Origin of the sequence: Bradyrhizobium sp. I1.14.4, from assembly GCF_050435825.1 — a bacterium.
In the GTDB taxonomy this organism is placed as follows: Bacteria; Pseudomonadota; Alphaproteobacteria; order Rhizobiales; family Xanthobacteraceae; genus Bradyrhizobium.
In genome coordinates this window covers 1-25,663 of sequence record NZ_JBNDLA010000031.1, presented here as the reverse complement: position 1 = coordinate 25,663, position 25,663 = coordinate 1, and the positions used below count along the sequence as shown (strand labels likewise).

Annotated in this window: 16 protein-coding genes and 3 pseudogenes; 16 read left to right on the top strand and 3 right to left on the bottom strand. The window is 58.1% G+C overall.

The window, feature by feature from the left end; translation table 11 throughout:
• Nucleotides 1-821 precede the first annotated feature (821 nt).
• The 10 genes and pseudogenes from nodD1 (at nt 822) to ABIB78_RS34245 (ending at nt 11,768) form a co-directional block, all read left to right on the top strand.
• Complete coding sequence (nodD1, locus tag ABIB78_RS34290) at nt 822-1,766, top strand: transcriptional regulator NodD1 (RefSeq protein ID WP_429032904.1); 945 nt, start codon at nt 822-824, stop codon at nt 1,764-1,766.
• 73 nt (nt 1,767-1,839) lie between these two features.
• Nucleotides 1,840-2,803 (top strand): IS630 family transposase gene (locus ABIB78_RS34285; RefSeq protein ID WP_429032902.1). Its coding sequence is split into 2 segments (ribosomal slippage): nt 1,840-2,202 and nt 2,204-2,803, totalling 963 coding nucleotides; the frame shifts between segments, so codons are not numbered across the junction.
• Between the two features lie 138 nt (nt 2,804-2,941).
• Nucleotides 2,942-3,698 (top strand): annotated as a pseudogene (locus ABIB78_RS34280) (IS5 family transposase).
• Nucleotides 3,699-4,751: 1,053 nt separating this feature from the next.
• Nucleotides 4,752-4,961 carry a hypothetical protein gene (locus ABIB78_RS34275; RefSeq protein ID WP_429032899.1) on the top strand — a complete coding sequence of 70 codons (210 nt, stop codon included), beginning with the start codon at nt 4,752-4,754 and terminating at the stop codon, nt 4,959-4,961.
• A 121-nt stretch (nt 4,962-5,082) separates the two neighbouring features.
• Complete coding sequence (locus tag ABIB78_RS34270) at nt 5,083-5,796, top strand: MerR family transcriptional regulator (protein ID WP_429032990.1); 714 nt, start codon at nt 5,083-5,085, stop codon at nt 5,794-5,796.
• 452 nt (nt 5,797-6,248) lie between these two features.
• Nucleotides 6,249-6,767: an ABC transporter substrate-binding protein gene (locus ABIB78_RS34265; RefSeq protein WP_429032897.1), complete on the top strand. Its 519-nt coding sequence runs from the start codon at nt 6,249-6,251 to the stop codon at nt 6,765-6,767.
• 963 nt (nt 6,768-7,730) lie between these two features.
• Nucleotides 7,731-7,985: pseudogene (locus tag ABIB78_RS34260) on the top strand (transposase); the annotation flags it as partial.
• 317 nt (nt 7,986-8,302) lie between these two features.
• Nucleotides 8,303-8,908 (top strand): annotated as a pseudogene (locus tag ABIB78_RS34255) (LLM class flavin-dependent oxidoreductase).
• Between the two features lie 1,005 nt (nt 8,909-9,913).
• The gene (locus ABIB78_RS34250) at nt 9,914-10,159 is read left to right on the top strand and encodes a hypothetical protein (protein WP_429032894.1); all 246 of its coding nucleotides are present in this window, start codon (nt 9,914-9,916) and stop codon (nt 10,157-10,159) included.
• A gap of 1,123 nt (nt 10,160-11,282) precedes the next feature.
• Nucleotides 11,283-11,768: an outer membrane protein gene (locus tag ABIB78_RS34245; protein ID WP_429032893.1), complete on the top strand. Its 486-nt coding sequence runs from the start codon at nt 11,283-11,285 to the stop codon at nt 11,766-11,768.
• A 451-nt stretch (nt 11,769-12,219) separates the two neighbouring features.
• Here the strand turns inward: ABIB78_RS34245 and ABIB78_RS34240 are convergent, their stop codons facing one another.
• Entirely contained in the window at nt 12,220-12,945 is a 726-nt protein-coding gene (locus ABIB78_RS34240) for a LuxR family transcriptional regulator (protein ID WP_429032987.1), read from the bottom strand.
• Between the two features lie 2,669 nt (nt 12,946-15,614).
• On the opposite strand from ABIB78_RS34240, the gene ABIB78_RS34235 reads away from it, so the two are divergent.
• From ABIB78_RS34235 to hemN, 5 genes are all read left to right on the top strand, one after another.
• The gene (locus ABIB78_RS34235) at nt 15,615-15,914 is read left to right on the top strand and encodes a hypothetical protein (RefSeq protein ID WP_429032891.1); all 300 of its coding nucleotides are present in this window, start codon (nt 15,615-15,617) and stop codon (nt 15,912-15,914) included.
• A gap of 786 nt (nt 15,915-16,700) precedes the next feature.
• Nucleotides 16,701-17,159, top strand: a complete 459-nt coding sequence (locus tag ABIB78_RS34230) for a nucleotidyl transferase AbiEii/AbiGii toxin family protein (protein ID WP_429032888.1) — start codon at nt 16,701-16,703, stop codon at nt 17,157-17,159.
• Nucleotides 17,160-17,360: 201 nt separating this feature from the next.
• A complete protein-coding gene (locus ABIB78_RS34225) occupies nt 17,361-17,672 on the top strand; it encodes a hypothetical protein (protein ID WP_429032886.1) in 312 nt (103 codons plus the stop codon).
• Between the two features lie 283 nt (nt 17,673-17,955).
• The gene (locus ABIB78_RS34220) at nt 17,956-18,210 is read left to right on the top strand and encodes a hypothetical protein (protein WP_429032884.1); all 255 of its coding nucleotides are present in this window, start codon (nt 17,956-17,958) and stop codon (nt 18,208-18,210) included.
• Between the two features lie 253 nt (nt 18,211-18,463).
• Nucleotides 18,464-19,798, top strand: a complete 1,335-nt coding sequence (gene hemN, locus ABIB78_RS34215) for an oxygen-independent coproporphyrinogen III oxidase (protein ID WP_429032881.1) — start codon at nt 18,464-18,466, stop codon at nt 19,796-19,798.
• A gap of 375 nt (nt 19,799-20,173) precedes the next feature.
• Here hemN and ABIB78_RS34210 read toward each other — a convergent pair whose 3' ends face one another.
• Nucleotides 20,174-20,686 carry a hypothetical protein gene (locus ABIB78_RS34210; RefSeq protein ID WP_429032879.1) on the bottom strand — a complete coding sequence of 171 codons (513 nt, stop codon included), beginning with the start codon at nt 20,684-20,686 and terminating at the stop codon, nt 20,174-20,176.
• Between the two features lie 1,259 nt (nt 20,687-21,945).
• Here ABIB78_RS34210 and ABIB78_RS34205 point away from each other — a divergent pair.
• On the top strand, nt 21,946-23,478 hold the full coding sequence (locus tag ABIB78_RS34205) for a carbohydrate porin (protein ID WP_429032877.1): 1,533 nt from the start codon (nt 21,946-21,948) through the stop codon (nt 23,476-23,478).
• A gap of 146 nt (nt 23,479-23,624) precedes the next feature.
• On the opposite strand, the gene nolL is transcribed toward ABIB78_RS34205, so the two are convergent.
• Nucleotides 23,625-24,740, bottom strand: coding sequence for a nodulation factor fucose acetyltransferase NolL (gene nolL, locus ABIB78_RS34200; protein ID WP_429032986.1), 1,116 nt, complete (start codon nt 24,738-24,740; stop codon nt 23,625-23,627).
• Between the last annotated feature and the right edge of the window lie 923 nt (nt 24,741-25,663).

Below are 25,663 nucleotides of genomic sequence, written 5' to 3'. Positions count from 1 at the left end.
GGCGGGCTTCCCTGCGCCAGTGAGGTCAACAACGGAGATGGTCACGTGAGCTCGCTAGTCGCCGAACCGCTGATCAATACTGAAACGCGCGGCCATGCGGCATCGGAGCCCGCTCCCATCGCCAGCACCGCGTCGGAACACACTGCTTGGAATGGCGTCTTCGCTATAGACGAGCTGATCGCACGGTTCGCGCTTATCGTCCCATCCAATGCCTGCCGGAGATATGCCAGGACAGGCCGACGAGGCGATTGGATTGCCCAGAACCTATCTGCAGCATGGAACGGCTCCGCCTCGTCCAAGATCGCTATCGACGCTGCGCAGTCTGAGGACAGGCCTTCGATGCGTGAGACCTCATCGAGGGCGCGTCCGATTGTCAGCAGATCAACCTGGTTCTTATGCATCTTCGACACACCCCGAATGCGATTGACAGGCGAGCCAGTTGAACTGTCGCCGGATGGACTTGGCATCCGCAATTCGCGCCTGCCGCCCGGTCACGACACTAAGGTGAGGTTGGGCGCGCTTCCAAGTGTACGCGGGTAATGAAATACACATACGATGGTTTATCGGGACCTTCCTAGCGTCGCATCGAGCGCTCGTCGCACCGAGAAGACGCACGCAACCCCTATGGTGCGCCGATAGCCGCCGCCTAAACCGATGCGGCAGGTGCTCGCACGTCCATGAGTTTTTCTCGGAGCCCGCGCAACGACCAGCAGCCATCGTGGTATGCCTTTCCAAACTGATGTTTGCTATCGAACATCCCGCAACTTGGTAAAATCGATTCTTTCGATAGAACACATTCACACGATGGATGGACTCACAGCATGCGGTTCAAGGGACTCGATCTAAACCTTCTCGTTGCGCTCGATTCTCTGATGACGGAGCGCAATCTCACAGCGGCGGCGCGCAAGATTAACCTGAGCCAGCCCGCTATGAGCGCAGCAGTCGCGCGGCTGCGCACCTATTTCCGCGATGAACTGTTTACGATGAGGGGTCGCGAACTCGTCCCAACATCTGGCGCAGAGGCCCTTGCGGGACCGGTTCGCGAGGCCCTGCTGCACATCCAGCTTTCGATCATTTCGCGGGACGCCTTCGACCCGATTCAGTCGAGCCGTCGCTTCAGGATCATTCTCTCCGATTTCATGACAATCGTCTTTTTTCGGAGAATTGTGGATCGTATCGCACAGGAAGCTCCCGCAGTCCGCTTCGAATTGCTGCCATTTTCCGATGAACCGGACGAGCTGCTCCGCCGGGGCGAGGTCGACTTTCTCATTCTGCCGGAATTGTTCATGTCGAGCGCGCATCCTAAGGCCACGCTATTCGACGAGACCCTCGTATGCGTGGGATGCCGCACGAACAAGCAGCTGCCACAACAGCTTACGTTCAAGAAATATATTTCGATGGGGCACGTTACGGCGAAGTTCGGACGGGCGCTGAGACCCAACATCGAAGAATGGTTCTTGCTTGAGCACGGCCTCAAGAGACGCATTGAGGTCGTTGTGCAGGGCTTTAGCCTGATTCCGCCGATATTGTTAGACACCTGCCGGATAGGGACAATGCCCTTACGGCTCGCCAGATACTTCGAAAAGCGGATGCCCCTGCGGATCGTCGAGCCACCGCTCCCCCTGCCCGCATTCACCGAGGCCGTGCAGTGGCCTACGTTGCACAACACCGATCCAGCGAGCATTTGGATGCGGCGGATATTGTTGGAGGAGGCATCCAACATGGACTCTGCGCGTCAAGAGCCCCCAAATCGCAGGCGCTGCTAGAGCGGTTTTCGGTTGATCTGGATCGGAACAGTAAGGGGGTTCCCAGAGGCGCGCAAATCAGATTCGAGTTGCTTTGACAGCAACGGCGAGGTCGCGCGATGGCGAAGGGACTCGAGGCACCCTCAGGGCGCGGGCGGTCGCGCTTGTCGAGGACGGCGAGAGCAGACGGGAAGCGGCGCGAGCGCTCGGTCTCGGCGCCTCGACCGCAATCCGCTGGATCGAGCGCTGGGCGACAACGGGTAGTGTCGCGGCACTACCCGGCACGGTCCACAGTCGCTCGCCGCTCGAGGCGCATCGCCAATGGCTGCTTGATCTGGTCGCAGCGGAGCCGGACTTGACGCTCGAAGAGATTCGCGCGCGGCTCAAGTCCGAGAAGCGGCTGAAAATCGGCACGACCTCGATCTGGCGCTTCTACGAACGCCACGATATCACGTTCAAAAAAAACTCTGCACGCCGCCGAACAGGATCGTCCTGATGTCGCTGCAGCGCGTGCCGAGCTGAAGGTCGAGCAATCCAAGCTTGATGCGCCGCGCCTCGTCTTTATCGACGAGACGGCGGTTACGACCAAGATGGTCCGACATCGCGGCCGCTCACCGCGTGGCGAGCGTCTCGTTGCGAGCGTGCCGCACGGCCACTGGAAGACGCTGACGCTCGTTGCCGCGTTGCGCATCAATGGCCTGACGGCGCCTTATGTCATTGACGGCGCGATGGATGGGCCATCGTTCCTCGCTTATGTTGAGCAGATCCTCGCGCCGACGCTGCGCAAAGGCGATATTGTCTTCATGGATAACCGGCGCACCCACAAGATCGACGGCGTTCGCCAGGCGGTCGAAGCGGTCGGCGCCAAGGTGCGCTATTTGCCGGCCCACTCGCCGGACCTCAATCCGATCGAAATGGCATTCTCGAAGCTGACGACGGCGCTGCGCAAGGGTGCCGCTCGCACCGTGACAACGCTGATGAAGCTGATCGGCACGCTCATCAGAACATTTGCACCCCGAGCAGTGCGCGAACTACTTTCGCATGCCGAATACGCGTAGCGGCCCATATCAAGTGGAAAACGCTCTCGGTTTACCAAGAGCCGCTCTCGGCACGTTGCAGGTATACTACTAGGGTCTGTACCTAATAAGCGCCGCGTGATTCGCCTGCCTTGAACGTTTTGATTCGAGGGTGAGCGAATGCGCGCGGGTTTGTTTTGGCTGAATGATAGGCAATGGGCGCGTATTGAGCCTCATCTGCCGACGGGGCTAAAGGGACCGGAGCGGGACGACGACCGCCGCATCATCAGCGGGATCACTCAAATGCTGCAGTCGGGGGCGCGATGGCGCGATTGCCCTCGCGAATACGGTCCTTACGCGACCGTCTACAATCGCTTCAACCGCTGGGCCAAGCGTGGGCGATGGTGCACCATCTCTGACGCACTGGCCAAGCCCGGCAAAGATGCCGTCGCGTTGTCGCTCGACTCGACCTTGATTAAAGCTCACCGGTGTACCTCCGGCGCAAAAGGGGGAGAGCATAACCAAGCCATCGGCCGCTCGCGCGGGGCCGCACGACAATAATCCATGCGCTAAGCGATCCGCTCTGCCGACCGGTCGTCCTGCATCTGCCCCCCGGCCAGGATGCCGCGGCGGCGCTCGATGTTTTGGCGCTCGCGCCGCCGATGAGCGCGCTCCTCGCCGACAAAGGGTATGACAGCGACAACCTTCGCGACGAAATCGTGCGTCGCGGCGCCAAGCCCGTCATTCCCAACAAATCCAACCGCGTCGTCATCCATCGCTTCAACAAGCGCGCCTACAAAGGCCGAAATGTCATCGAGCGCTGCTTTGCAGGCTCGAGGGCCTCCGGCGAATCGCCACCCGATACGACAAGCACGCCCGGAATTTCTTGACCGCTGTTCATCTCGCCGCTCTCGCGCCGTGCGAGACGATGAAATGAGAAGGCGGCCGCGCACGTCGAAGGATCTCTAGGATCGAGACTCAATTGAGCCTGTTTGGCTCGCCAACTAAACCGCTTGAACCTCACACCGCGTCAGGATGTAGGCTACCCGCCGTGACTAACGCTGCGGTACGCGGCCATGGACAGGGACGCATCGGCGAACTTACGGCTCTGGCCCGATACGCACTGGGGCTGGTCTGCCAACAATAAATTGGCCGGGTCGTGTTGCGAGCGTCGCCGGAGCGGCGAGATCGATCAGCTTCAGGGCCCCCGGAGGCTTCCAGGCAACTGGCGGTCAGCCGATCGCTTGCTCGCTGTTCTTGCGATGGTCCGCGCGTGACGAGGCTCCACCATCTGCGCTTCGGGACTAGCGAATACTGACAGAGACTTCGCAAGATCTGTCTCGCCGTTTCCGTAAGGATGCTCGCAAAGTGCGCGAACCTTGTATCCGGACGCGTATCTCAATGCGCGCAATTTAGGCTTGTTGTGCTCGAACCGATTGTTGCTGGATAATGGTCCGGTAGTTTCACTGCATGGATGGCTATCATTGCCGTTGTTTAGCTTGTTCGCACGTCGGCATCGGGCCTGATGTGCGAACGGCGGCTTAAGCCGACTGTTGCCGTTGGTTTTAAAGGGTCCAGCAGCAGAGACGGAACGCGAGGCGCGCGCTGCCTCGCTCAAGCTAGGTCTTTACGTTGCTGCCCTGCCTCCGGGCGCACCAGCCTCGATACACACACCAGGGCCCGCTCGGGCTGCTCGCCGTCAACTCTCAGAATCAGTAGTGCTCCTAATGAGCGGAGACGATTCGGCTTCGCCGGAGTCGCACCATCACGCACGGCGAACGCGGTTCTGATCGATTGAGCAGATGACGACAATTGCCGTGCGCTTTCGAAGCGAAGGATTCACGCACCTGTTGCCCTGTCGCATCACCTTAGAGTGCATCGCATCTTCATTGCGCTGCGCCGCCGGTCTGACTTCTTTTGGCCCCACCGCGGCCAAACGCCTTGACGACGTCCGCTATCCCTGCCGCAACGACAAACAAGGAGCTGAACGTTGGAGCAATACAGCGGTGCATTCGATCCCGAAGAACTCTCCGCCTTGGGAAGCCTTTTTGATGGCGCAGTCACGGCGTTACCGCCACCGATGCGAACTCCTGAAAATCGAACAGTGATCGCCAAACTCATCTTGGAGCGTACAGCGGCTGGCGATTTCCAACTGCAAGGCCTGATGACCTTGTTGGTCGCCATTTCCCCTCAGGGTTGATCGCCCGCCATTATGAGGATAGTCACCACTCTTGCGCTGGAATGGAAGACGATCCAGCTAGAGCTTTGAAATAGCTTGAATCATACGTCACGTCAGGTTGTAGGCTTTGAAATTGAACAACATGAGCAAAGCTACACCACGAAGGCGTCGATGGCGCATTGGCGAACTTGCGGAGGCGACCGGAGTAACGGTACGCACGCTGCATCACTATGAGCACACGGGACTCCTAGCCGCCTCAGAGCGTACGGACGGCGGCCACCGGATGTACGACCGCGAAAGCGTTCAACGGGTTCATCAGATTCGGGCGCTACGTGGGCTTGGCTTCTCACTTGGCGAGATCCGTAAAGCTATGGATGGCACGGCTTCGCTCACGGACCTACTGCGCAAACATTTGGAGGGGATTGAACGTCAGGTCGTTCATGCAACCCTGTTGCGAGATCGTATACGCAACATGACGACAGACAGTGAAATCCAGGTAAGTGTAGATGAGCTGCCTGCCACTTTGGATGCGATGTCCCAGGTCGAGGCGCGTAGTCGGACGTCCCGATGCCCATGCAAGTTAGCCGCAGATCGCGAGGAGCGGTGGCGACGGATTCGCGATGACCTCCGTGATTGCATGGATAGGGGCGAGCCTCCTTGCGGCGAGCGCGCAAAGGCTGTCGCGGCTGCGGCGCGCTTGCTGATCACCGAAATCGCCGGAGCCGATTCACGCGTTTCGACGATCCTGAAGGTCCTTGCACGGTTAAGTGCCCCCCGCAGTCTGGCCGGTTGGGATCCCTGCCTGATGCAATATCTCAATCTCGCCCTCGCCGGATTGGAGGAGCAGCCCTACTGATGGCCTCACGCTGGCTGCGCACATGATTGCCGATTGGCCTTGGTCAAGATGAAAGCGCGATGACGTGTCGATTGATCTGGCGGCTCTGATGTCCGCTGGCAGTTTTACGGCTCAACCGGGCAGATCTTCCCGGCCATGGCCTGTCGATCCGCCCTCCCCTGACGCATTGATCGAACGCTCCCTTCAAAAAGGGGCTTGAACCGCACGTAACGTCAGATTGTAGGCTCTACCGTGGTTGCAGCCTGGCCGAACTGACGCATGGCTTCGCTTGGCAGACCGCATCGACCTGCAGGCACGTCTGACCGCAAGGCTGGCGGTTCACTTCAGGTGAGCATTGGGAGATCTACAATGTTTAATGGGCATTACGCTTCAGCTGCAAGTGCAGCGCTTCTCTTCTGCGTCCGCGGGTAAGGGCATTGCCGATGTGGTTGCGGCACAGCTTCAGAGATCGGGTGCACACATCATTCGGCAAAGCCGATGTAACCGGCGAAAGGGATTATGCGGCGCTGGTCTCAAGACTCCAAGAAGGATGGGGTGGGGTCGCCTATATCGGCGGCAATCACACCGAAATTGGACTGATCGTAAGCCAGTCGTCAGACGCAGCTGCCGGCCTCATCGTCATGGCGAACGAGCCGTTGATGACTTCTGAGTTCTGGGACATCACCAGCAGTGCCGGAACTGACACGTTGTTTACCTTCATGCCTGGCACCACTAAGAATGCCAGTGTGACCGGCATTGCGGCCAGTCTCAGAGCTTCCAACCTTTCCGTCGAAGGCGACACGTTGTACGCCTATCCAGCCGTCCAAGCATGGGCAGAGGCGGTGAAGCGAGCCGGCTCCTTCAATGCTGCGCGGGTCGCCGACGCACTGCGTTCACGGCCGATCGGTACCGCGATTGGCCCGGTCCGGTTCGATACGAGACAACGCGGCCCCTGGTTCTCTCGTTTACCGCTGGCGCGACGGGCGTGTTGAAGCTGTCTCGCACAATTGATCGACACGAACATAGCTTGCCTAAACTCAGCCAGTGACACAGATGATGATACGCTCTCAGGACGTTGGTGCAGCGATACTCACGTGCTCTTTAATACTCGCGGCTTTTGGAGCACTTTTCGCGCTCGCTGCAGCGCTCGCAGCGCTACCCGATGTCGGCGAGGAGGAGCTACGTCCGATGATAGACAGATAGTACCCGTGCCAAGGCTCAGTGTTGCTACTCGTCCTTGCCAAGCCTTTTGATCGGCCGATGTTGGCCGCGTTGGTTCATCGGCTTCTTCTTCAAATCAGCTCATCCATCCTGTCTGCAGCGGTTCTGATGGGCGCTGTCGCGAAGTGCTCGCGGTTATGCTTCACACAACAGTAGCTATGAAACTCGATTTGCAGCGACAATTTCTCTATCGAGCTCGCATGCTGACAAATGCACTTGCACTACGAAACTTTAGGGAGTCCACGTGCTGCGAAACACTGCAAACTGTATGCTTCCATGGCGCTCCGGTGGTCGCCCGTTGGTCGTTCTGCCATACCCCGACATCAATGAGAACCCATTCCCGCTGCCCGACGCCCTAATGCAAGGCTCACTGGTTGCCGCCATCGAACGGCACTGCCGATATCCAAGGGACGACTTCACCTTGAGGCAAACAGCCGCCAGGCCGCCCATGGCGAGGCACCAATCGGGTGGCTTTACAAGATCCAGAATGTTTTCAACATGAATGTGATCAGCCATACCATCGGCCTCCGCATCCCTGGACATCGTTGTGCTCTCGAGGACAACCGTCGGCCTATCCGGCATGAACGGCAGGCAGTTGCAGCCGACTTCGCTGAACTCGAGCTTTCTGTAACGCCTTCCGACACGCGCTTCATGCTAGAGCGTGCGGCAGATGACCTCTCATTGAGTATTTCTTCCAGCTGGAGTGCAAGTCCGGCCCAAAGAATGGCGGACCGATGAAGCAATCAAGATTCACGGAAGAGCAAATTGTCGCGATATTGAAGGAGCTTGAGGCTGGCGCGAAAGCAGCTGATTTAGCTCGCACGCACGGGACCACTGAAGCTGCGATCTACAATTGGAAAGCCAAGTTCTGCGGCATGGACGTTTCTGCGGCCAAGCAGTTGAAGGCCCTGGAAGATGAGAACGCGAATCTCAAGAAGCTTATGGTCGAGCACATGCTCGTTGTGGCGGCGCTTCGCGAGCGGCTATCAGACTAGTGGTCGGGACCGCCATCTGCAGCTCCTCATGACCCAATCACATCGTGCAAGCTCAGAGCGACGCCCCCGAAGAGAACGACCCTAGGCGGTCAAATGACGCACGAAACTGTCTTCGAGCGCGACGGCATGAAGCAACCAGGACTCCCGTCCTACAATCGGAGATGATCGAGTGAAAAGCGGCCTGCCCTTCAAGACTAACCTGCGGCATTTTCGACCACTTGGACGACGACGGCCGCGATGTCGCACGACGATACGAAGATCGTCTCAAGTTGGCGGAGGTGTGCGATTCTCTGGGCTTTTAGGCTTATCACCTGGCCGAGCACCACTGCACGCCACATGGCAGAGGGCCGTCGCCAACTCTGTTCCTATCAAGCGTCGCGCAGCGCACCTTGAGACTGCGCGTTGGTCCGCTTGTCCTGTTGCTCAACCTCTATCATCCATTGCGCGCATTCGAAGAGATCTGCATGCTTGACCAATTGAGCGGCGGCAGGCTCGAGATCGGTGTCGGAGCCGATCGAATGGGGCCATTTCGGCATCAGTGCGGACGCGGCGCCAGGCCGTTATAAGGAGGCCAGCGAAATCCTCAATATTGCGCTGAAGGGCATACGTTATCCTATCAGGGACACCATTTTGAGCTGAGCAAGATTCCTTTAACTTTGAGGCCTCATCAGCGTCCATATCCGCCAACCTGGATCGCGAGTAATCGGGCCGAGTCGGCACATTGGGCCGCTGCAAATGGTGCCAATCTGGCTTGCATAGGCCACTCCTGTGTTGTCCGAAATGTTACGGATGCGTTCCGCTCCCATCGAGCGCACAATGCAACCGCGGACGGGCGAGAGCCGTTTCTTGGGCTGGTTCGCATGATCGTGATTGCGCAGTCTTACCAAGACGCTCATGCGGCCGCCGAAACTGCTTAGCGAAGATGGCTGGAGCGCTTTAAATTCCTTTACTAGCTGAATGCCATTCCGACACCGCCTACCCTGCCGCTGAGCTTCGATGCAGCGCTTGAGAGCGAATTGTGCGTCGTCGGAACGCCGGCTTCCGTCCGATAGCTTCTTCTTGATCAGATGGAGGAAGCAGGTGCCAACTACCTGCTTTGCCAGCTTGCATTCGGGAACCTTCCGCTGGAGGTTTCTCTCTACACCGCAACCACAATCCAATCCGAAATCATGGCTAGCTTTGGCTGATAATGTGGACCGCGCATCGCGACCTCCGTCTATCATCGGCCGTCCTGCCGAAAACGCGTATCGGCCTACGATCAGGGCCACCTGCCTTGCTCAGGTGACGGTCCACAGACGAAAATAAGGACACCGGAGCGCCGCCTCGAGCACCGTCTCCCGGCCACTCGACCGATGTCGCCGGCTGAAGTGCGCCTCGCCACCCTCTTCTCCGGTGCCCCCGGCCTGGAGGAGACGCGGCACCAAACGCACCGGGCAACGCGCAAGAATCGAACAACAGAACGCCCGCACGCCGCGGACACATGTCGGAAAGCAGACGAGCAGTGTCCGAAATATGCCACGCGACTGGAAACCAAGGACCACAATAAGCGGACAGTACTGCGGTTAGAACGCTCCTTATCTTGAGGCTGCGAAAGGTGCTGAACGGTCACTGCGCGATGTCGTTGTAGCAGCGATTAGCACGACCGATCTTCCGATTGCCTAGAAGAGCTACCGCTATTGATCGACTCCAGACAACACGTGAAATCCGGCGGCGAAGCATGCGACAACGTATGTCTATTTCACGCGATGCAGAGCCATTCGACTTGAGTGTGGCATAAAGACGCCCGGTCATCCGAACTTCAACAAGCGCCTATATAATCGTCAGTGTAGGGCCGAGAGCAGCTCGATACGCGAGCGACCCGACCTCTTACGTGCTGGGCCAGCCCACACGCCTCGTATCTGGACCTCGAGTGGAGTTTTGAGATGGACCAGACCTTATCCGAACAAGTCCAAGCGCTAGAGCCTCTCGTGAGCGTTGCGTTTGACAAGGCGTGGCGCTTTGTTGAAAAGGATCCGTTCCTGGCGCACAATCTCAAGACGGTCCTTCATAGCCGATTGCGCGCTTTCCTGGAGCGTTCGGTAAGGAACGGCGAGCGGAATACAGTGCATCTTGCAAACGAGGCAATACGCAATTTACGCGCCGAACTGGCGTCGTCGCCCAAGCAATAGGGTTCCCCGGTACCTCAACTTGCGGGAAAGACCGGCTTCATTACGGTTCGCTGCGGTGTTATGCAGCAGACAAAAGCCGGGATTGGTCGTGTGCGAGCTGAGTTTCCCCCGCTCATATTCTGCGCCCGCTGGAGGCGATCACGTCCTCGACCACAGTTGCGTGTGCATCTCTCGCGGCCCGCGAGATTTAGTCAGCCCGAAGCCAGAGGACCGCTGCGACGAGCCGGCATAGGCGCGCTTCCCTACTTCGCTAGATGACGGATGCGATACTCCTGCCCTTGGTCCAGCACGGACTTGCCCAACGTCAAAGGTGGCGCTTCGTCAAGTGCGCCGCGTCGCCAAGCGACGCTCAGCAAAACAATGGCTAAAGAATGAGCCGGGCTGCAATTCGGAGCATTATCTTTAGTGCCCATCCGAGCGCGTCAAGATCAGGGAACACCATGCAAAACGTCGAACCATCTAGTCCAAAGGTCGAGATCTTTGCGAGTTGGATCGGTGATCGCCGCGCCAGCTCCGATTGCAAACGGTCGCATCGCCGTCGTGCACTTGGGATGAGCTTGATCGCCCCCAAACGCGTGTTTTGATCAGCGCTCTTCGTCTGTGAGGACACTCGCTGAACAGGACCGAGCACCGGCAAGTCTTGCGGAGCTTGGCTTTGGAGCTCGTTAGTGACGTGCGAGCCGAGCACGTCATATGGTCATCATGAATGGATCACGCTCTAAGAAGGAATACGCTGCACGATTGAAGATTGTCGCTCCTTTCAACGTTGTTTGATCTGAATTCGCCTTTCCCGCACTGCGAAGTTGTCTCCCTCTCAGGTCATAGCACCTCGCTCGAGGCTGTGCATGGCGATGGTTGCGCGCTCCACAATCTGACGCGGCGTTCGATTCGACCCACTTCTTCCGAAAGAGTTTTGTGCCGCAGTTTCAGCAATCGCAATGATGTTGTTAAGACGCACGGTGCCGGGGATCAAAAAGAACGACACTCGAAATGAAGAATTTGCTGACCCTGACTGCAAGCATCGGCGCACTCAGTGCGGCCGCTCCCGCATTTGGCGCGGACTTCGCCGTGCAGCCCGGCAACATCAAGGCGCCCCGCGCTGATCGCACCCGCAGTCAACGACTTGACCGGTTACTATATCGGTATCAATGGTGGCTGGGGCTCGAGCCACAATCGCTGGGATTTCAACGGCGTCACTTCCGAGGGCGGCTATAATTCGACTGGCGGCACCATCGGAGGCCATATTGGCTATCGTTGGCAGATCTTCAACACGGTCTATGGCATCGAAGGCAACTGGGCCGACTTCAGCGGCTCAAATGTCAGGACCGCCTTCCCAGCAGACACCATTGGTACCAAGGCAGGTGCCTTCGGCTTGCTCACCGGCCACATCGGCTACGCGTTCAATGCCGTGCTGCTTTACGCCAAGGGCGGTGCCGCGGTGACCAGCAACACCTATCACGTCAACTCAGTGGCTGCTAGGCCGAGATTGCCAGAATCAACGATGTGCGCTGGGGCGGCGCGCTCGGCGCCTGTATCGAAGTCAGCCTCACACCGAGCTAGTCAGCCGGCGTCGAGTACGACCACCTGTCCATGCAGGGCAGCAACGTAACCTTTCTAACAGCCGTTGGCGCCGACCGCATCCGCCGGGACGTCGAGCTCATCACGGCACGACTCAGTTACAAGTTCGGTCCGGTGTTTGCCCAATAGTGATCGCCACGCGGCGGTGAATCGAGAGCCCCGACCATCGGTGGGGGCTCTTCCCTCAGGCACTTCCAACGGCCCCCCTGCTGCACTGTCCGAAGCACCAGGCTCGAGCTGGTCCAAGCTAGATCACTGGCTGGATGGCACGACGTCCCCGGGGCCTCCAACGGTGGCGCTCCAAGTCAGTTGATCCGACACGTCATCGACGTTTACGGAGCTCAACAACCTGACGCGGCGTGAGATTTAATATCGGTTGTCTCGACGGAGCGCTGCGTCTGCAGTTTCGGTAGATAGTATCATGCTGAGACTTGCCAGAGGCAGGGAGCAGCAATTTAGCCAGTTGGCGCTTGCCCAAGAATTTAGAGAACATTGAGGCGAATGGCCATAACGATCGCCTGGATCCGGCTGGTCGCGCCCAGCTTTCGCATCGCATTCTTGATATGAAAATTGACTGTATTCTCGCTGATTTGCAGTATCCTCCCAATTTCCCAAGACGATTTGCCCTCTGACACCCACCGCATGCAACCGATCTCCCGTTGCGATAGTGCAACTTTTTTCTCACCGCTATTATTGCAGGGGCGAGCGATCTCGCCATAGGCGGTGTGAAAGTGCCAGGCCAGTGCGTTAAGATGGCCGATGCGGTCCTGAGGATCAGTATCATCGGACGGCGATGCAAACGACACCACAGATACTCGGCCCAGGGGACCAAACAATGGCACGCTCATGCCATGCTTCAGTCCTGCCTCTCTCGCCTCGTCCAGTACACGCTTCTCGTCGGGTTGAAGTTGATAGTGGTCGGCTAGTTGATCCCACAAAAACGGCCTTGAAAGCATCGGGGTCCGCCGGACCACCGGATCGATAGTATGGTATTTGCGTTTGAAGTATCGGTCGCACCACTCTGGCGGCCACTTCACAGCCACGGTCGGGGGTGGATACTCCGCCAACCGAAGTGGCTCGATGAAGTTGAGGGCGCTGTAAGCCACTTCACTGAAGCCCTCTTCGGTCGCACAGCTTACAAGAAGCTCGAATAGTGCTCTGAGCGAATGCGTCTGGTTTGCGCATTCAGTGAAGCAGAAAAGGTCCATGGTGGGCGCCTCAGGACGCCGATTAAGGTCGGTGTCACGGCGTTCGATTACGCTTGTTTCAGGCGGAGCCAAGTTCCATTGCATGACCTGAACTCTTGGGTTTGCTCTTCGTGAACTCTGCAGCGCTCGCATGCTGCGTCAGACGTCATTGCCGAATTCGTTGCCTGCCGTCAGCTGCGGCGCGTGATCATCCCCATCACACAGGCGGGGTGCCGCCGCTATCTTTCGTCGGAGGCTGCACGCCGAAGCCACAGCGCCGATGCCCATTCAATGTGATCTGTCCGGAGCGCCGATGACGCACTGGCGAAACCGAAAATCGCCGCGGCGTCTGTGTTGATGGTCGGCGCCCTCGATGCCGAGCTGACGCGCAATTGCCCCGTCAATAGCGGCAGTGACAGAAGATCTGACGGCTGGTCTGGCGGAGCTGTCCGACCAGCCGATCGGACACGATCCGACGTCCCCTGGAGACTCAGTTGGCGATAGGCACCAAACAACATCAGCGGCTACGACATCGACACTTCTCAGATTGGATTGCAGGACGCCGGGGTTCTGCCCGAAGAGCGCTTCGCCTTGTCTCAACGCCGAGCACGAGGAGGTCCTGGGCGCTGACCTTCGCGATCCAGGTGAGGTAGAGCACGCTGACGCGATTGGCGCGGCCGAGCTCGACCTGCGGGGTATCGGCATCGACCCTGCCGGCGAACACGACACGAGCGTCATTTGTCTGCCCCATCTTGCGCATGGGCATCGCAAGCCTGTGGTTGTTCCTCCGCCTTCCGGCATCGAGAACGCGCTCGGTGAGCAACAGGGACCAGTCGACGCGGAAGGTAACCGCCCAGCATGATTGCCCGGCGTCTGAGCGGGTCCATTGGGCAGGGCGAGCGCAAATGAACCGAAGGGGTAGATAATGGCCGCGTCAGGGGCGCAACGGGAGATACGCGGAGTCGCGAGACGTGCTTGATGCAGAGGACACTTTGCATGCGCATCTCCAGAAGGGAGAGAACGTGGGATCACAACAGCAAGTGTCGTACCAACTTTTGGGTTCGCGAGAATCAAACGTCCCGACAAGGGCTCGAAAGGCGGACGTTCGGTTCCGTGCATTCAGCGCATTGAAGCAATTATGACATCGGGAGGAAACGCGACAGCGCGATTTGCGCGAGCCGCGGCACTAGTTGACCTTGATCAGGGAGAGTGCAGCTCTATAGCGACGGGCGCCTCGGGTCTCTCTTGGCCTCCAGCTCGCCAGTGCGCCTGCCGCAGCCTTCCAACTCTGACCCGAAAACACGCAGAAGGCCGCGCCAATCTCGTTGCCGGCTCGCGCGTCAACTATGTCGAGAAGCTTGGTGAAGACGGTCTGCAAGCCTTCGCAATCAAGGTTCTGAGCAAGTTAGCTTAGGTCCATGCTTGCGGCCCGCTCGTTATGGAGATGTCAGGGATAATGACGTGCTGGGCGCCAGGAGGTCGCAATCAATTCGAAACTGGCGAAAGATGAAGGCGCGGCAAAGAGCCGCACCGCCACGAAGCAGTCAAATGTCCGCGCACGTCTCTTATGAAATCAGCCGCGCCCCATCCGTTCACCCGACGCGCCCCGCTGACGAGTTCGACGCCTTCGCGCCATTGCAGAACCAGAACGGCGTTTGCTGGCGCATTGTGGATCGACCTCAATCAGCTGGATCTGTGGGATCGTTCTAACCTCGTCCTGCGCCAACGCTCGGGATCTTCCACTTGATGCCGTTGGCACCGAGACGGACGGGATGATCGACGCCTCACTTGGCGGCCCGTGCGAAACAGTGAGAGCTGCATGTGCATCGGATTGATCTGGCATCGCCAATGAGGACCCGCACTGCATAATTGCGCGGGCTCTCGCGAGCATCGATAGCTGCATGAGCGATCGCAGAAACAAATGACATGAAGTGCTGAAGCAGAACAAACTAGCGCAGATAGTGTCCACATGTGAGAAAGCTGGCCGGCTCGTCTTCGCGATAAGCCGGGCCTGAAACCTGGTTGTGAATTGGCGCGCTGCTTGGATTTGGCGACGGGACGCTGCCGAAGCAAGGCGCCCCGACGCACTTTGCAGGGGTTGGAAGTGCGCCGGGCCCGCCCCAACATCATCAGTACATCCGTGACGATGCTTGCGGAAATGAAACAAGCAGCGTGGCGGAACTGAGGCTCATCCATTTTTTTAGCGTGGAGCCAAAAATGTTTTCATGCACGGCTCATAGCGACTTGAATCTCACGTAACGTCAGGTTGTACCATCTCGCACTCGGCGGTTTCACCTAACAGGCAACTTCTTGTCCCGACATCGCCAGGCTTGGAACGGGGTGCATGCTGCTCGTGGCATCGGCCGGAGCGGTGCTGCGCATGGCGACTCGCTTCGCGGACTTGCACTAGACATGCCTCGCTGCGATGAGACGAGATGGCTGGATCGTACCCGCCGCTCGCAGCGCAACAGGCGGTTGGCGGGGGCCGCGCGAAAGTATCTCGTCGCTCAACGTTATCATGGATGATCAAGACGTTCATTTTCGCAGCGAACTTCGATCTTGGTGCTTTTGCCTGGTGGCCTCCGAAGCGCCAGTTGCAGTTCCTTCGCTCACATTAAGACGATCGTAGCGAAACTGGAGAGGCTCGGGCCAGAGCGCAAATGCAGTTTGTGCGATGCTGGCGGCAGTCGATGGTCGGTTGGGCTCCCGAATTCGACGGTAAAGAGCACGAATTGCCCTTGTCAGCGATCTCTCAGATATTACGTGTGTTTCGTTTATTACAGATTGAGATCGCTGGTGGTAGAAACTTCGACCGCCTGAAGATTGAAGGTAGCGATCGCGACAAGACGTGTAAGGAAGCCAACTTTCTGGACCGCGCCGCGATGCTCGAACACGGTGGTCGTTTCGTCATCAACGCTGATGCCACTTGCGGCAGAAATGCCGCCGTCCCTGCTACGTGCCATGAAAAGCATTCTCACAGCGCTGGCTGAAACAGGTGAGGTTCTCCTTCTCAAATCAGACCCCGAGATCTCGCCCGAGAAGGCGGCCGAAATTCTCGGCATCTCACGGCCGCTGGTCTATCGGCGGATGGATTCGGGCGAACTCCCTTTCCCGGTTGGTCGGAACGCACTGTCGGATTCTCGCCAACGACGTCATCATCCTGAAGCAGCTCGAGCATCGCCAGCGCGGCTTCGCGCGGGCGCTTGGTTCTGATGCAGAGGAGGGCGAACCCGCAGGTCCCGCGACGAAATCCGAGGACAACGTCCGACGCTCTTCCAATCGCGCCTGCAGACCAAATAACATCAATCAACTCGTTCTCGGCACCACGAACGCTCGATACCGCCGAACGATGAGTGCGATCGATCGTGTGGCGTGCATCACCGCGATGGATTGGCAAAATTGGATCGCACATGTTGTAATGTTCTTACGGAAGTGCGGCCCGAGCTTGTTTTAGAGTTTGCTCGGCTCCACGCTATTCCCATCCACCACCTGGCTGCCTGTTATGGATCGATCAAGTCGGCCACCGCCGAAAGCAGTCCTGCACTCGAGAGCGCACTGGAAGGGCTGGCGTAAACTGCTTGGCCGAACGCTCGACGGGCTCTCGGACCTCAAGCAGCGGGGCCAGCCGGTCCCCGATTGGGTGCTGGGCGGCGGCAGCAGAGCCCTCATGCTCTGCGCCGATCACCGGCTGAGCCGGGACATTGATGCGTTCATCAACGACCCAATATCTTGCCTTGTTGTCACCAGAGACCCACCGACGTGTGGAACTGCACCGAATGGGACAGGCCGCCCACTATCTCAAGCTCAGATATCCCGAGGGTGAAAATCGACTTCATCGTCAGCGACGCATTTTCGGGCCTTTATCCTGTCGAAAGAGAATTCGACCTGACGTCAATTCGACCGCGATGGAAGGCAAGATTATGGTCGAGCCTCCGGTCGAAATCGCGCTCAAGAAGATGTGCCATCGGGCGACGATGCTGAAGCTTCGTGACATATTCGATCTCGCAGTCGTCAAGAACATCGACGGCGACGCCCTCGTCGCAAATTTAGGTGCAGTCGCTTCGAAGAAGAATGACCTCCTTCAACGTGTCAACAGCATCCGCCTCGACCACCTGAAAGCCGATCTTGCAGAGCTCGACATCAAGCCCGGATGGGAGCATGAGCAGGAAACATGTCTCGACACTGCTCGCGCGCTCGTGGGGCAGATTCCAAAAAAGGCTAATTACGATAAATAGCGCGGGAGCAGAGGCAATCGGCGGCGGCACCGAAAATTGCGAGCGTAGCACCTCAAGGCAAATCGATACTTCAGTTCGGGAACTTTCTTACAGCAGAGCACAAGCAACTAAATTGGCTGGAATCTGTCGAAGATCTCGTCTTCGATGAGATGAAGCCAAGCGCAGGAGATCGGCCATAAATCGAACCACATCTGATACTGCGTGAGCGTTGTGGTTGAAAGAGATTCACGCGGCCCTGCTCTGCTGGACGAGCTCGTATTCGGCGCTGCCAAGCGCAGATTGGCTCGCCGGGCGGGCGGCGCCGTTTATCAACACGTTGAGGTCCAGAAGTATCAAGCTGCAAACATCAAGGCCGCTGAAAACATCACGCCTGACTTCTTTAATCAGGCCTTTGGCGCGAGACTCGCGGTACGCGACGAGATCTCCTATTTCCCGAAAAACAGGTGCGATTTTCGGCTTGCGCCTTCGAACCACGAAACGGGCGATCAGCCGGCGCTCTTCGGCGTGCCGTGAAAGTGCACCGCGCCGTGGATACTTTATCCAGATGACTTTTTCCGATCCCTCAGACCTATCTGCATTTTTCACGGACCACGACGGACCGGGATAGTACCGAGCCATCGCTCTATGCCGCCTCCATTCGCGTCAGGCAATACGGCCGTCCTGTCGTCGAACAGGGGGCGTTCGGCCTCGTCATCGGGTTAAAGACCGAAGGGCGGCACTCGCCGGCAATCTGCAGGCCCGGTTCTAGCGCGACCTCGACCAGCGCGATCGCGCGATCCATCTGTCCGATCTCGTGGTGATACTGAACATTTTCTTTCTCGCGCGTAGCAAGGCACCCGGCAATGGCATTGCGGCGACTCCCGAACCGCGCGAACGCGAGGAGCCCACCCGGCTCGAGCACTGGAACATCGATGTATTCTTAAACGAGTGCTCTATTGCGAGGCGATCGCCAAGTCAGTCTCATCTGGAGAATGCCAAGCGCCTGGTGACCATCGGCGTCCACGCCATCGCCGATGCCGCCAAGGAGGTGCTCAGGCGCGTCGACGGCTGAAACTGGCGCGCGCGGGGACCTCTAGTCGCTTCAGCCATGCTGATGTGGGGAGTTCATTCTACCACCAGCATCCAAATGATTGCCAGCGAGCGGCTCTCGCTGCCGCGCTCTGTCGCTCATCCGCCCGCTGGCGGGCACATCGAGATGGACCCCCGATCTTATGAACAAAATGGGCGGCGCGTTGACATAGCGCAAGGACAGAGGAGACGGCATCGGCCAGCTTTATATTGTATGAGCATGGGAAAGTTAAGCCTTGCAGACTTCACTCCTGAACAAGTATTGCGATGCTCGCGTGCCTTGGTACACCATCTACCCAACCGTACCGGATTTCTCCGCGACGGTCGCCGCCAAGACTTGTGAGACATGGTTGAGTCGGCTGCCACCCGACGAACCCGTATCGCTCTATCTGCACGTTCCGTTCTGCCGCTCGATCTGCTGGTATTGCGGCTTCCCCACGAGCCTCGCTCGCAGCGAACGGCCGATCCGCAATTATTTGGCGGTGCTGCGGGAGGAAATTCGTTTGGTCGCAGAACAAGCGCCGCGCTCTCTGCCCGTCAACGACGTGCATTTCGGCGGCGGAACGCCGACCACTATCGCGCCCGCGGATTTCCTGGCCTTGATGGAGCTGCTGCGCAGCTGCTTCGCGTTTAGCAAATCGGCTATCCTCGCTATCGAGATCGACCCGCGCGCGTTCACGGCCGACATGGCCGAAACCTTAGGAGCGGCCGGGATCGGCCGCGCGAGCATCGGCGTGCAAAGCTTCGACCCCATGGTTCAAAGGGCAGTCAACCGCCTGCAAAGCGAGGCGCAGGTGGCTTCTGCCGTCGAAAGCCTTCGCCAGCATGGAATTAGCCGCATCAACTTCGACCTCCTCTTCGGACTGCCGCATCAGACGGTACAGTCCTGCGTAAATTCCGCGAGGACGGCCGTGGCCATGCGGCCCGACCGGCTGGCCGTTTTCGGCTATGCCCACGTTCCCTCCTATATGAAACGTCAGCGCCAGATCGACGAGGCGGCGCTGCCGGACAGCGTTGCCCGTGCCGAGCAAGCCGCGGCCATGGCAGATACGCTGGTCTCCGCCGGCTACCGCCAAATCGGGCTCGACCATTTCGCCTTGCCGGACGACGAGCTCGCGCTGGCGCAGAAAGCCGGTCAGCTGCGCCGCAACTCCCTGGGTTATTCGGCTGATACGTGCAAGACCGTGATCGGATTCGGTCCGTCGGCCATCGGCCGGCTGCAGAATGGTTACGTCCAGAACGAGATCGCAACCGCTTCCTATAACCAACACATCAGAGCTGGCCGTCTGGCAACCTCAAAAGGCCACCGCCTCACCGCTGAAGATCGCCTCCGGGCCGCAATCATCGAGCGTCTGATGTGCGATTTCCAGGCCGACGTACCGGCGATCTGCGCTGCCCACGGATTTGATCCGATTCCCTTTCTCGATTCAGCTGACCGCCTGGGAATGCTTGCTGACGACGGGATAGTGGACATCAAAGGGGGTTTCATCCGCGTCAAGCAGGAGCACCGTTTTGTCATTCGCGCAGTTGCCGCCGCGTTCGACGCTTACCTCGACCGCATACCCTATTGACAAAGCCACGCATATGAGCAGGTCCGCAACGTAAGAACTCTTCGCGAACAAGCGATCGAAGAAGCGACTCCGGCAGCCAGCCGAGATTTCGAGGATGCAGTGCACTGGGATGACACGATCTTTCAGGTAAGGCCGAGGGCTGATTAGCGGCGCGGCGGATTCCGCCGTGCAGGGCCGTGCCTCGATCATGCGGTCTGCCTACCTGCCCCAGAGTGCTCTCGAACGATGGTGACGTCCTGGGCGAACGCGCCCTTGGGGACGCTGGCGCCCTCGCAAGCTTCGGGTATCTTACGGCCACAAGGCGCTTTGCGAGACTACGGCCCACCCCCTCGAGCGCAGCCAGGGACTCGACCATGCCTGTAGCGTTCCGAGAGATCAAAGCTCGCCTGCCTTCGGTCGTGCGATCACTGGCGCGCCTCCGACGGAAACAGCTCCCTGTAGTTTGGACCGCCCGAGGCGTTTCCTGGCCGGGCTCGAAACCGCCTGGGCCGGCGACGAAGGAGCAACGAAAGGAGCAGAAGTGACAGGTGCCAGATTCTGCAACGAGACGATCCGCAACGTCAGCACGGTGATCTGATCCAGGATCCCTTTGAGGTCCTCCCGCTGGGCATCGATCCGGCGGTTGAGTTCTGCGATCTCATCGCCAGCCTTCTGCTGTGCCCATTTTATTTCGGACAGGGATGCCCTGCCCTCCATTGACAGGCCCATCGTTGAAGCGACTTGGCGGGCTACCGGCGTCTCGACAAACACCTCGAGGTTGGCCCAAAACCATGCGCCAGCAGCACACGAGCCGAGAAGGACAAGTACGAGCACCGAAACCCGGAAAATGGGTCTTGAGGGGCTGTGCAAGAGCGGCGGCAAATCCGAAGCGGCCGCTTGATCAATCATCCCCATCGTCCCTCGCCCAACATCCCCATTCCGATACGCTTGTTTGGTCGACGCGAGAGCTTGCGATGCTCATCGCTCCAGGGCGAAGCGAGCGTCGACAGAATCATTCTTCGCAATCTCCCCCGATGGTTTGAGCCCCTTTTGGGTCCTATAAAGCGCCACTTCTTGAGCAACGCAAACAGAGATTTTGCGCGGGACACCTGGATCATAATGCCACCCGTGAGTAATAGCTCTCGTCTTCGTCGGCGATGTCGCAGCATTTTCCCGTCATTCAGAAGACCCCTTGCAGATTTTCTTACCTTGCCGGCGCCCGAATGCGAGCCGGCCACTGAAGTGTCTTCGCGATGGAGCTCCGCCTTCCGCCTTACCTTGTCCAGCAACTCATCCGGGACGCGCCACGCAAAGCGCGAGCGCTGAGCGCTCGAGCCACAATGCCAGATTGGGCCGGCAAGGATTGCAAATGGTCAACTACCAATCTCGGCAGGTTGCTCGAGATGACGGGCACTGGCAAGCGGGAGCAACGAACGCCGCGCACGTCAAGGACTCGGAATGCAAGACGGATTTGACCGCGCCAACGGAGCCGATGGATTTACCAACTGCTCGCTCGCAGCCATCAAAGCTGCTCGAAGGGTGATTCGTCCGTTCTCCCGTGCCACCATGATGGACGTTGTGGTGCGATCGCCGACAGAACAGCTTGCAACGCTCTCTGGGCTACGCGCCTGTCAATCGTCTCCTCTCGCGGTGATCACGATTCCAACGAAGCTTCATCAAGCCACGCCTCGCGCACAGCGAGCCCTGCTTTTTGCCGACCGGCGTTTCGTCGAGAAAGACGCGTTCCACAAAAAGCCCGGGCCGCGCCAAACTCCTCTACCCAGTGGCCGAGCAAAGCGTTCGCTCGCAATGTCTTGGTGGCAAGACAGCGAGGCTCCGCACGCTCGTCGTCAGCGTCTCGCCGATCCAGCGCGCCGCTCGCTCCCGCGCGACGGCGCATGATGCACAAACAGGTTGCAGACCATGGTCGCGCCCGCGAGTGACGAAATCCACGAAGACTAAGCGGATCTCGCCGAGATCGACGGCCTCTTATTTTAGGGCGACACCCCCCGCCCTCTCACGCGAACAGTTGGGTGTCCACTGGGGGCCAATCAAGCCGGAGTTCAACCCATTCATGGCTAGCAGACACGGACCAGAAGTACACTATGCCTGATTGCCGTCCCAGGACGACATCGCCTCGGACATACTGGGCAACGGCAGCACTTGCTTTGAACTTTCGACCGACCGGGAAGCAACGTGGGCTTTCTATCGCACTTTCACTGGCGGCTTGCCTGGTCGGCAATTCCGCGCCGGCACAAACCGCTAACGAGCTTGAGCCCAAGAGCGACGCTGCGGATCAGGCCAGCAAAAGCAGAACTCAAAGGGCTTCCGATCGGGCCACAAGGTTCCCGACCGGCCTGATCGGTCAGGCAACCGGCCCCCGTGCCTTGGCGCCAGCCGCAAGTCCCGATATGCCTCTCGCAAAGCGCAGCAATGCCGACAGGATTGCTCGGACGAGAGCGCAAAAGACGATCGGCCCCTTCGCAAGCTACGATAATCTGCGTGAAAAAGGGATGTGGCTCAACATACCTGGCCCTGCCGATACGATTGACCAGGACACGGGCGGCGTTAGATCCGCGCTGGCGGATGTCGGCATCGGCTATATCGGCTGGACACATAACACCTTTGCAAACAACCAGCTGCCGAATGCAGCCAGAAGCACTATCGCAAACCAGCTCTATATGGGCCAGAATCCGACATTTGCTTCGGCGAACTTTCTGATCCTCACCTACGATCTCAGCCGGTTTGGTATTCCCGATGGCCAGATTGTCGTAGGAGCCGAGCAGCAGTACTCGACATGGGATCGTCCGGGGCCGGATAGAGTGGGACTCAATACGCTCGCCTACTACCAAACTTTCTTCGACAGAAAACTCGAACTCAAACTTGGTTATCTGAGAAATCAAAATGAGTTCACCGGCACATTGTTCGGAGGGATTACAGGATCGAACATGTCTGCCTTGCTCCAGGCAGGGATGAGCACCAATGCCGCACCCACGCCGGCGGTCAACCTGAAGTACAATTTTGACGATCGCTTGTACAACAAAGTCTCCGTCCAGCGCTCGATCAGTCCAGATGGGCCCTATGCCCAGATAACCGAGAATCCCACCGGCTTGAACTGGAGCACGGCCAATACAGGCATTCTTTTCGTTGATGAACTTGGCTACAAGAGCAAGGCTGCTCCCGGCGTAGCGGACACGTGGCTGCGGGCGGGCGCTGGTTTCAACAGCAGCCGCTACAAGAATTTGGCGGATCCGGATCAACAAAGGCATACCGCGAACGATTTCTACTACATCGCGGCTGATAGGCAGCTCTGGCAGAGTGACGTCCAGGGAACGCCATCTCGCGGCATCTATGGCGGATTCTCCATCATGGGAGCTCCGCCAGACCTAAACAGGATCAGCCAGTATTACGAGCTTCGTCTTTATGCGAAGGGACCTTTTGATAGCCGGCCCAGTGATCTGATTGCTCTCGTTGCCACCAACACCGCCTGGAGCAAGTTTGCAGTGGATGCTGCCTTGGCAAAAGGGCAGCTTGCGCATCGCGATACCACTGCAATTACGGGAACATATACCGCGCATTTCGCTCCGGGGATATATGCAAGCGTCGGACTGTCATACGTGCATAACCCGGCAAGCGTTACACACACGCCCCAAACAGAACACGCCCTCAATCTGTTGGTGTCTACCTTGATATTCTTCTAATTCATCGAGGATGCCCACAATTCGGCTGCCAGCCTCTCGGTTCGGAAAAATTGCGCGCAAGTTCTTTCAACGCACCGACGAGACGAACCAGCAGCCGGCTCTCCAGTGATCTAAGAGCCTCCTGACCAGATTTCGGCTACAGCTCCTTATCCGCAGGCTGCCCCGCTAGACAAGGGGAGCCGGGGTGAGGTTCCAAGAATCAGCTGAGACAGATAGGGAATGTCGCGCACGGTCCGGCGAACCATTAGCGCGACGAGAACAATCGCTGTTCCGAGAATTCCCGCCACGGCCAACCTGGTTGTGAGATCCGAAAGTTCCCCGTACTGCATCGAATCCATAAGACGAAATACCGTGCCCTGGATCAAGTACAGCACCAGCGTGCTCTGTCCCATTTCCACGGCGATAAAGCGGACCACTCGATTTGATCGGCCAACTCTCCAGCATTGAAGGAAGAGCTCAATCATGATCGCTGAGGCCGCTGCAGAGCCAAAGAACATCAGAAGCACGTTTTTTGCCGACTGCATATCTTGGACCAGGACGAGATTGTTGTAGACGTAAGTGTCTTTGCGCCAGGCTAGGAAGCACGCCAAAGCCGCTATCGAGAGAGGCACGATCAAGAGCGGCTTGAGTGATCGCGTTATGCTCTTCCACCAGTCTCTCGACTGCGCAAATGAGTATCCCAAGCAGAAAAACGGGTAAGTATACTTTATGACAGGAAATATGGAGAATGTCAGAGGTGCAAGTGCGACCAGAATGACCGATACGAATAAGACCCAGAGCGACCTATGACTGAAGACCGAAAGAATTTTGACGAGAAGAAAAGAAACGAACGCGGCCCAGATGAACCAGTATGTGCCGGCGAAATCGTTTAGAAATTGCAAAATGTTCCCTGATGCGTCAGGCGCACGGGGAAGCACGGCCAACTTTGCTGTCTCCAGCAGAACGCACCAAAACAGCATGGGCACCAAGAGCTGCATCGCCCGATCACCGATGGCTTGCGTCAACGACTTTCGCAATAGCGCTCGGCAAGAAAGATATCCGCTTATCGCCATAAAGAGAGGCATGTGGAACATGTAGATCCATTTGAACCATGGCGAATCCCAAAAGCCTTCCGCTGGGTAGAGGATATATTGGATCAGGTGACCGACGATCACCAAAATGATGAGCACTCCTTTGGCGAAATCCAAACCTAAATCGCGATCGTTTGCCTCTGGCGTATCAGGCACGGTCGATCCAGTTACATTTCGCGATGTATCAAGCATCTCGGCATCCCTCTTTCCAACGAGCCGGATACCCGTCTGACGTTGGCATAGCTGCTGCCACCAAGTACTGGCCGGAAGCTGCATCATCAAGCCGGTGATCCATCATGCTCATCAATTCGTAGTCGCAAGCCAGCATCAAAGACATCCCTGTCGTCGCAGGTCCACTCTCCGGAACGCGGCTTTGAAGCTAGCCGTTCAGGTCGGCTGGAATATCGGGGCGCTGGCGAACCAGGCGTACGAAGGTCGGCCGCGGCCTGACGGCGTCCAAGACGACGCCAGATCTACCATTTTTCTTAGGGCCAAGTTTCATGAGATGCCGCGCTATACGGGAGCAAGGGATGCCCGGTCCAAGAGAGATAGGCTGAGCGGCCGAACATCGGTATCCGGTGGTCAACCTCCTATTATGAAAAGCACTTCGCCGCTGCCGCTTTTGCTGTCCATCCGACCGATGATCGTGGAGGCAATTGCCATCTAGTACCCCTTTTCTTGGAACGTGAGTCGGGATTCAAGGTCAGAAGGATTCTGAGAGCAAGAGAAGCCCTTCTTTCCCAGACGGACGCGTATCACTCAGCTCTGATTCCGGGTGCTAGCGTCTACGCTCCGATAGCTGGCTGGGCGCCAATGTTCAATTATATGGAGGTGGGCGATCGGTATAAAGAAAGATGGAACGAGCTATACGAGGGTTTACCGATCTAAGTCCACCTCACTTCGATCGGCTCGCCAGATCGAGCGGACATCTTGCAGGGTGTAGCGAGCGGAAGAGTTGTTTGCAACGCACTGCGAGGACTTTCCATAGCGGCAATACCAAACTCGAGCATGAAGGCCTAACCCGCATTTCTCACACGGCGCATTGATCTGCGACGGGTATTGGTGGAGCGTCGCGAAGGCGACGAGGGCCGTGGCGCCGGAGGCGCGGGCGAGGA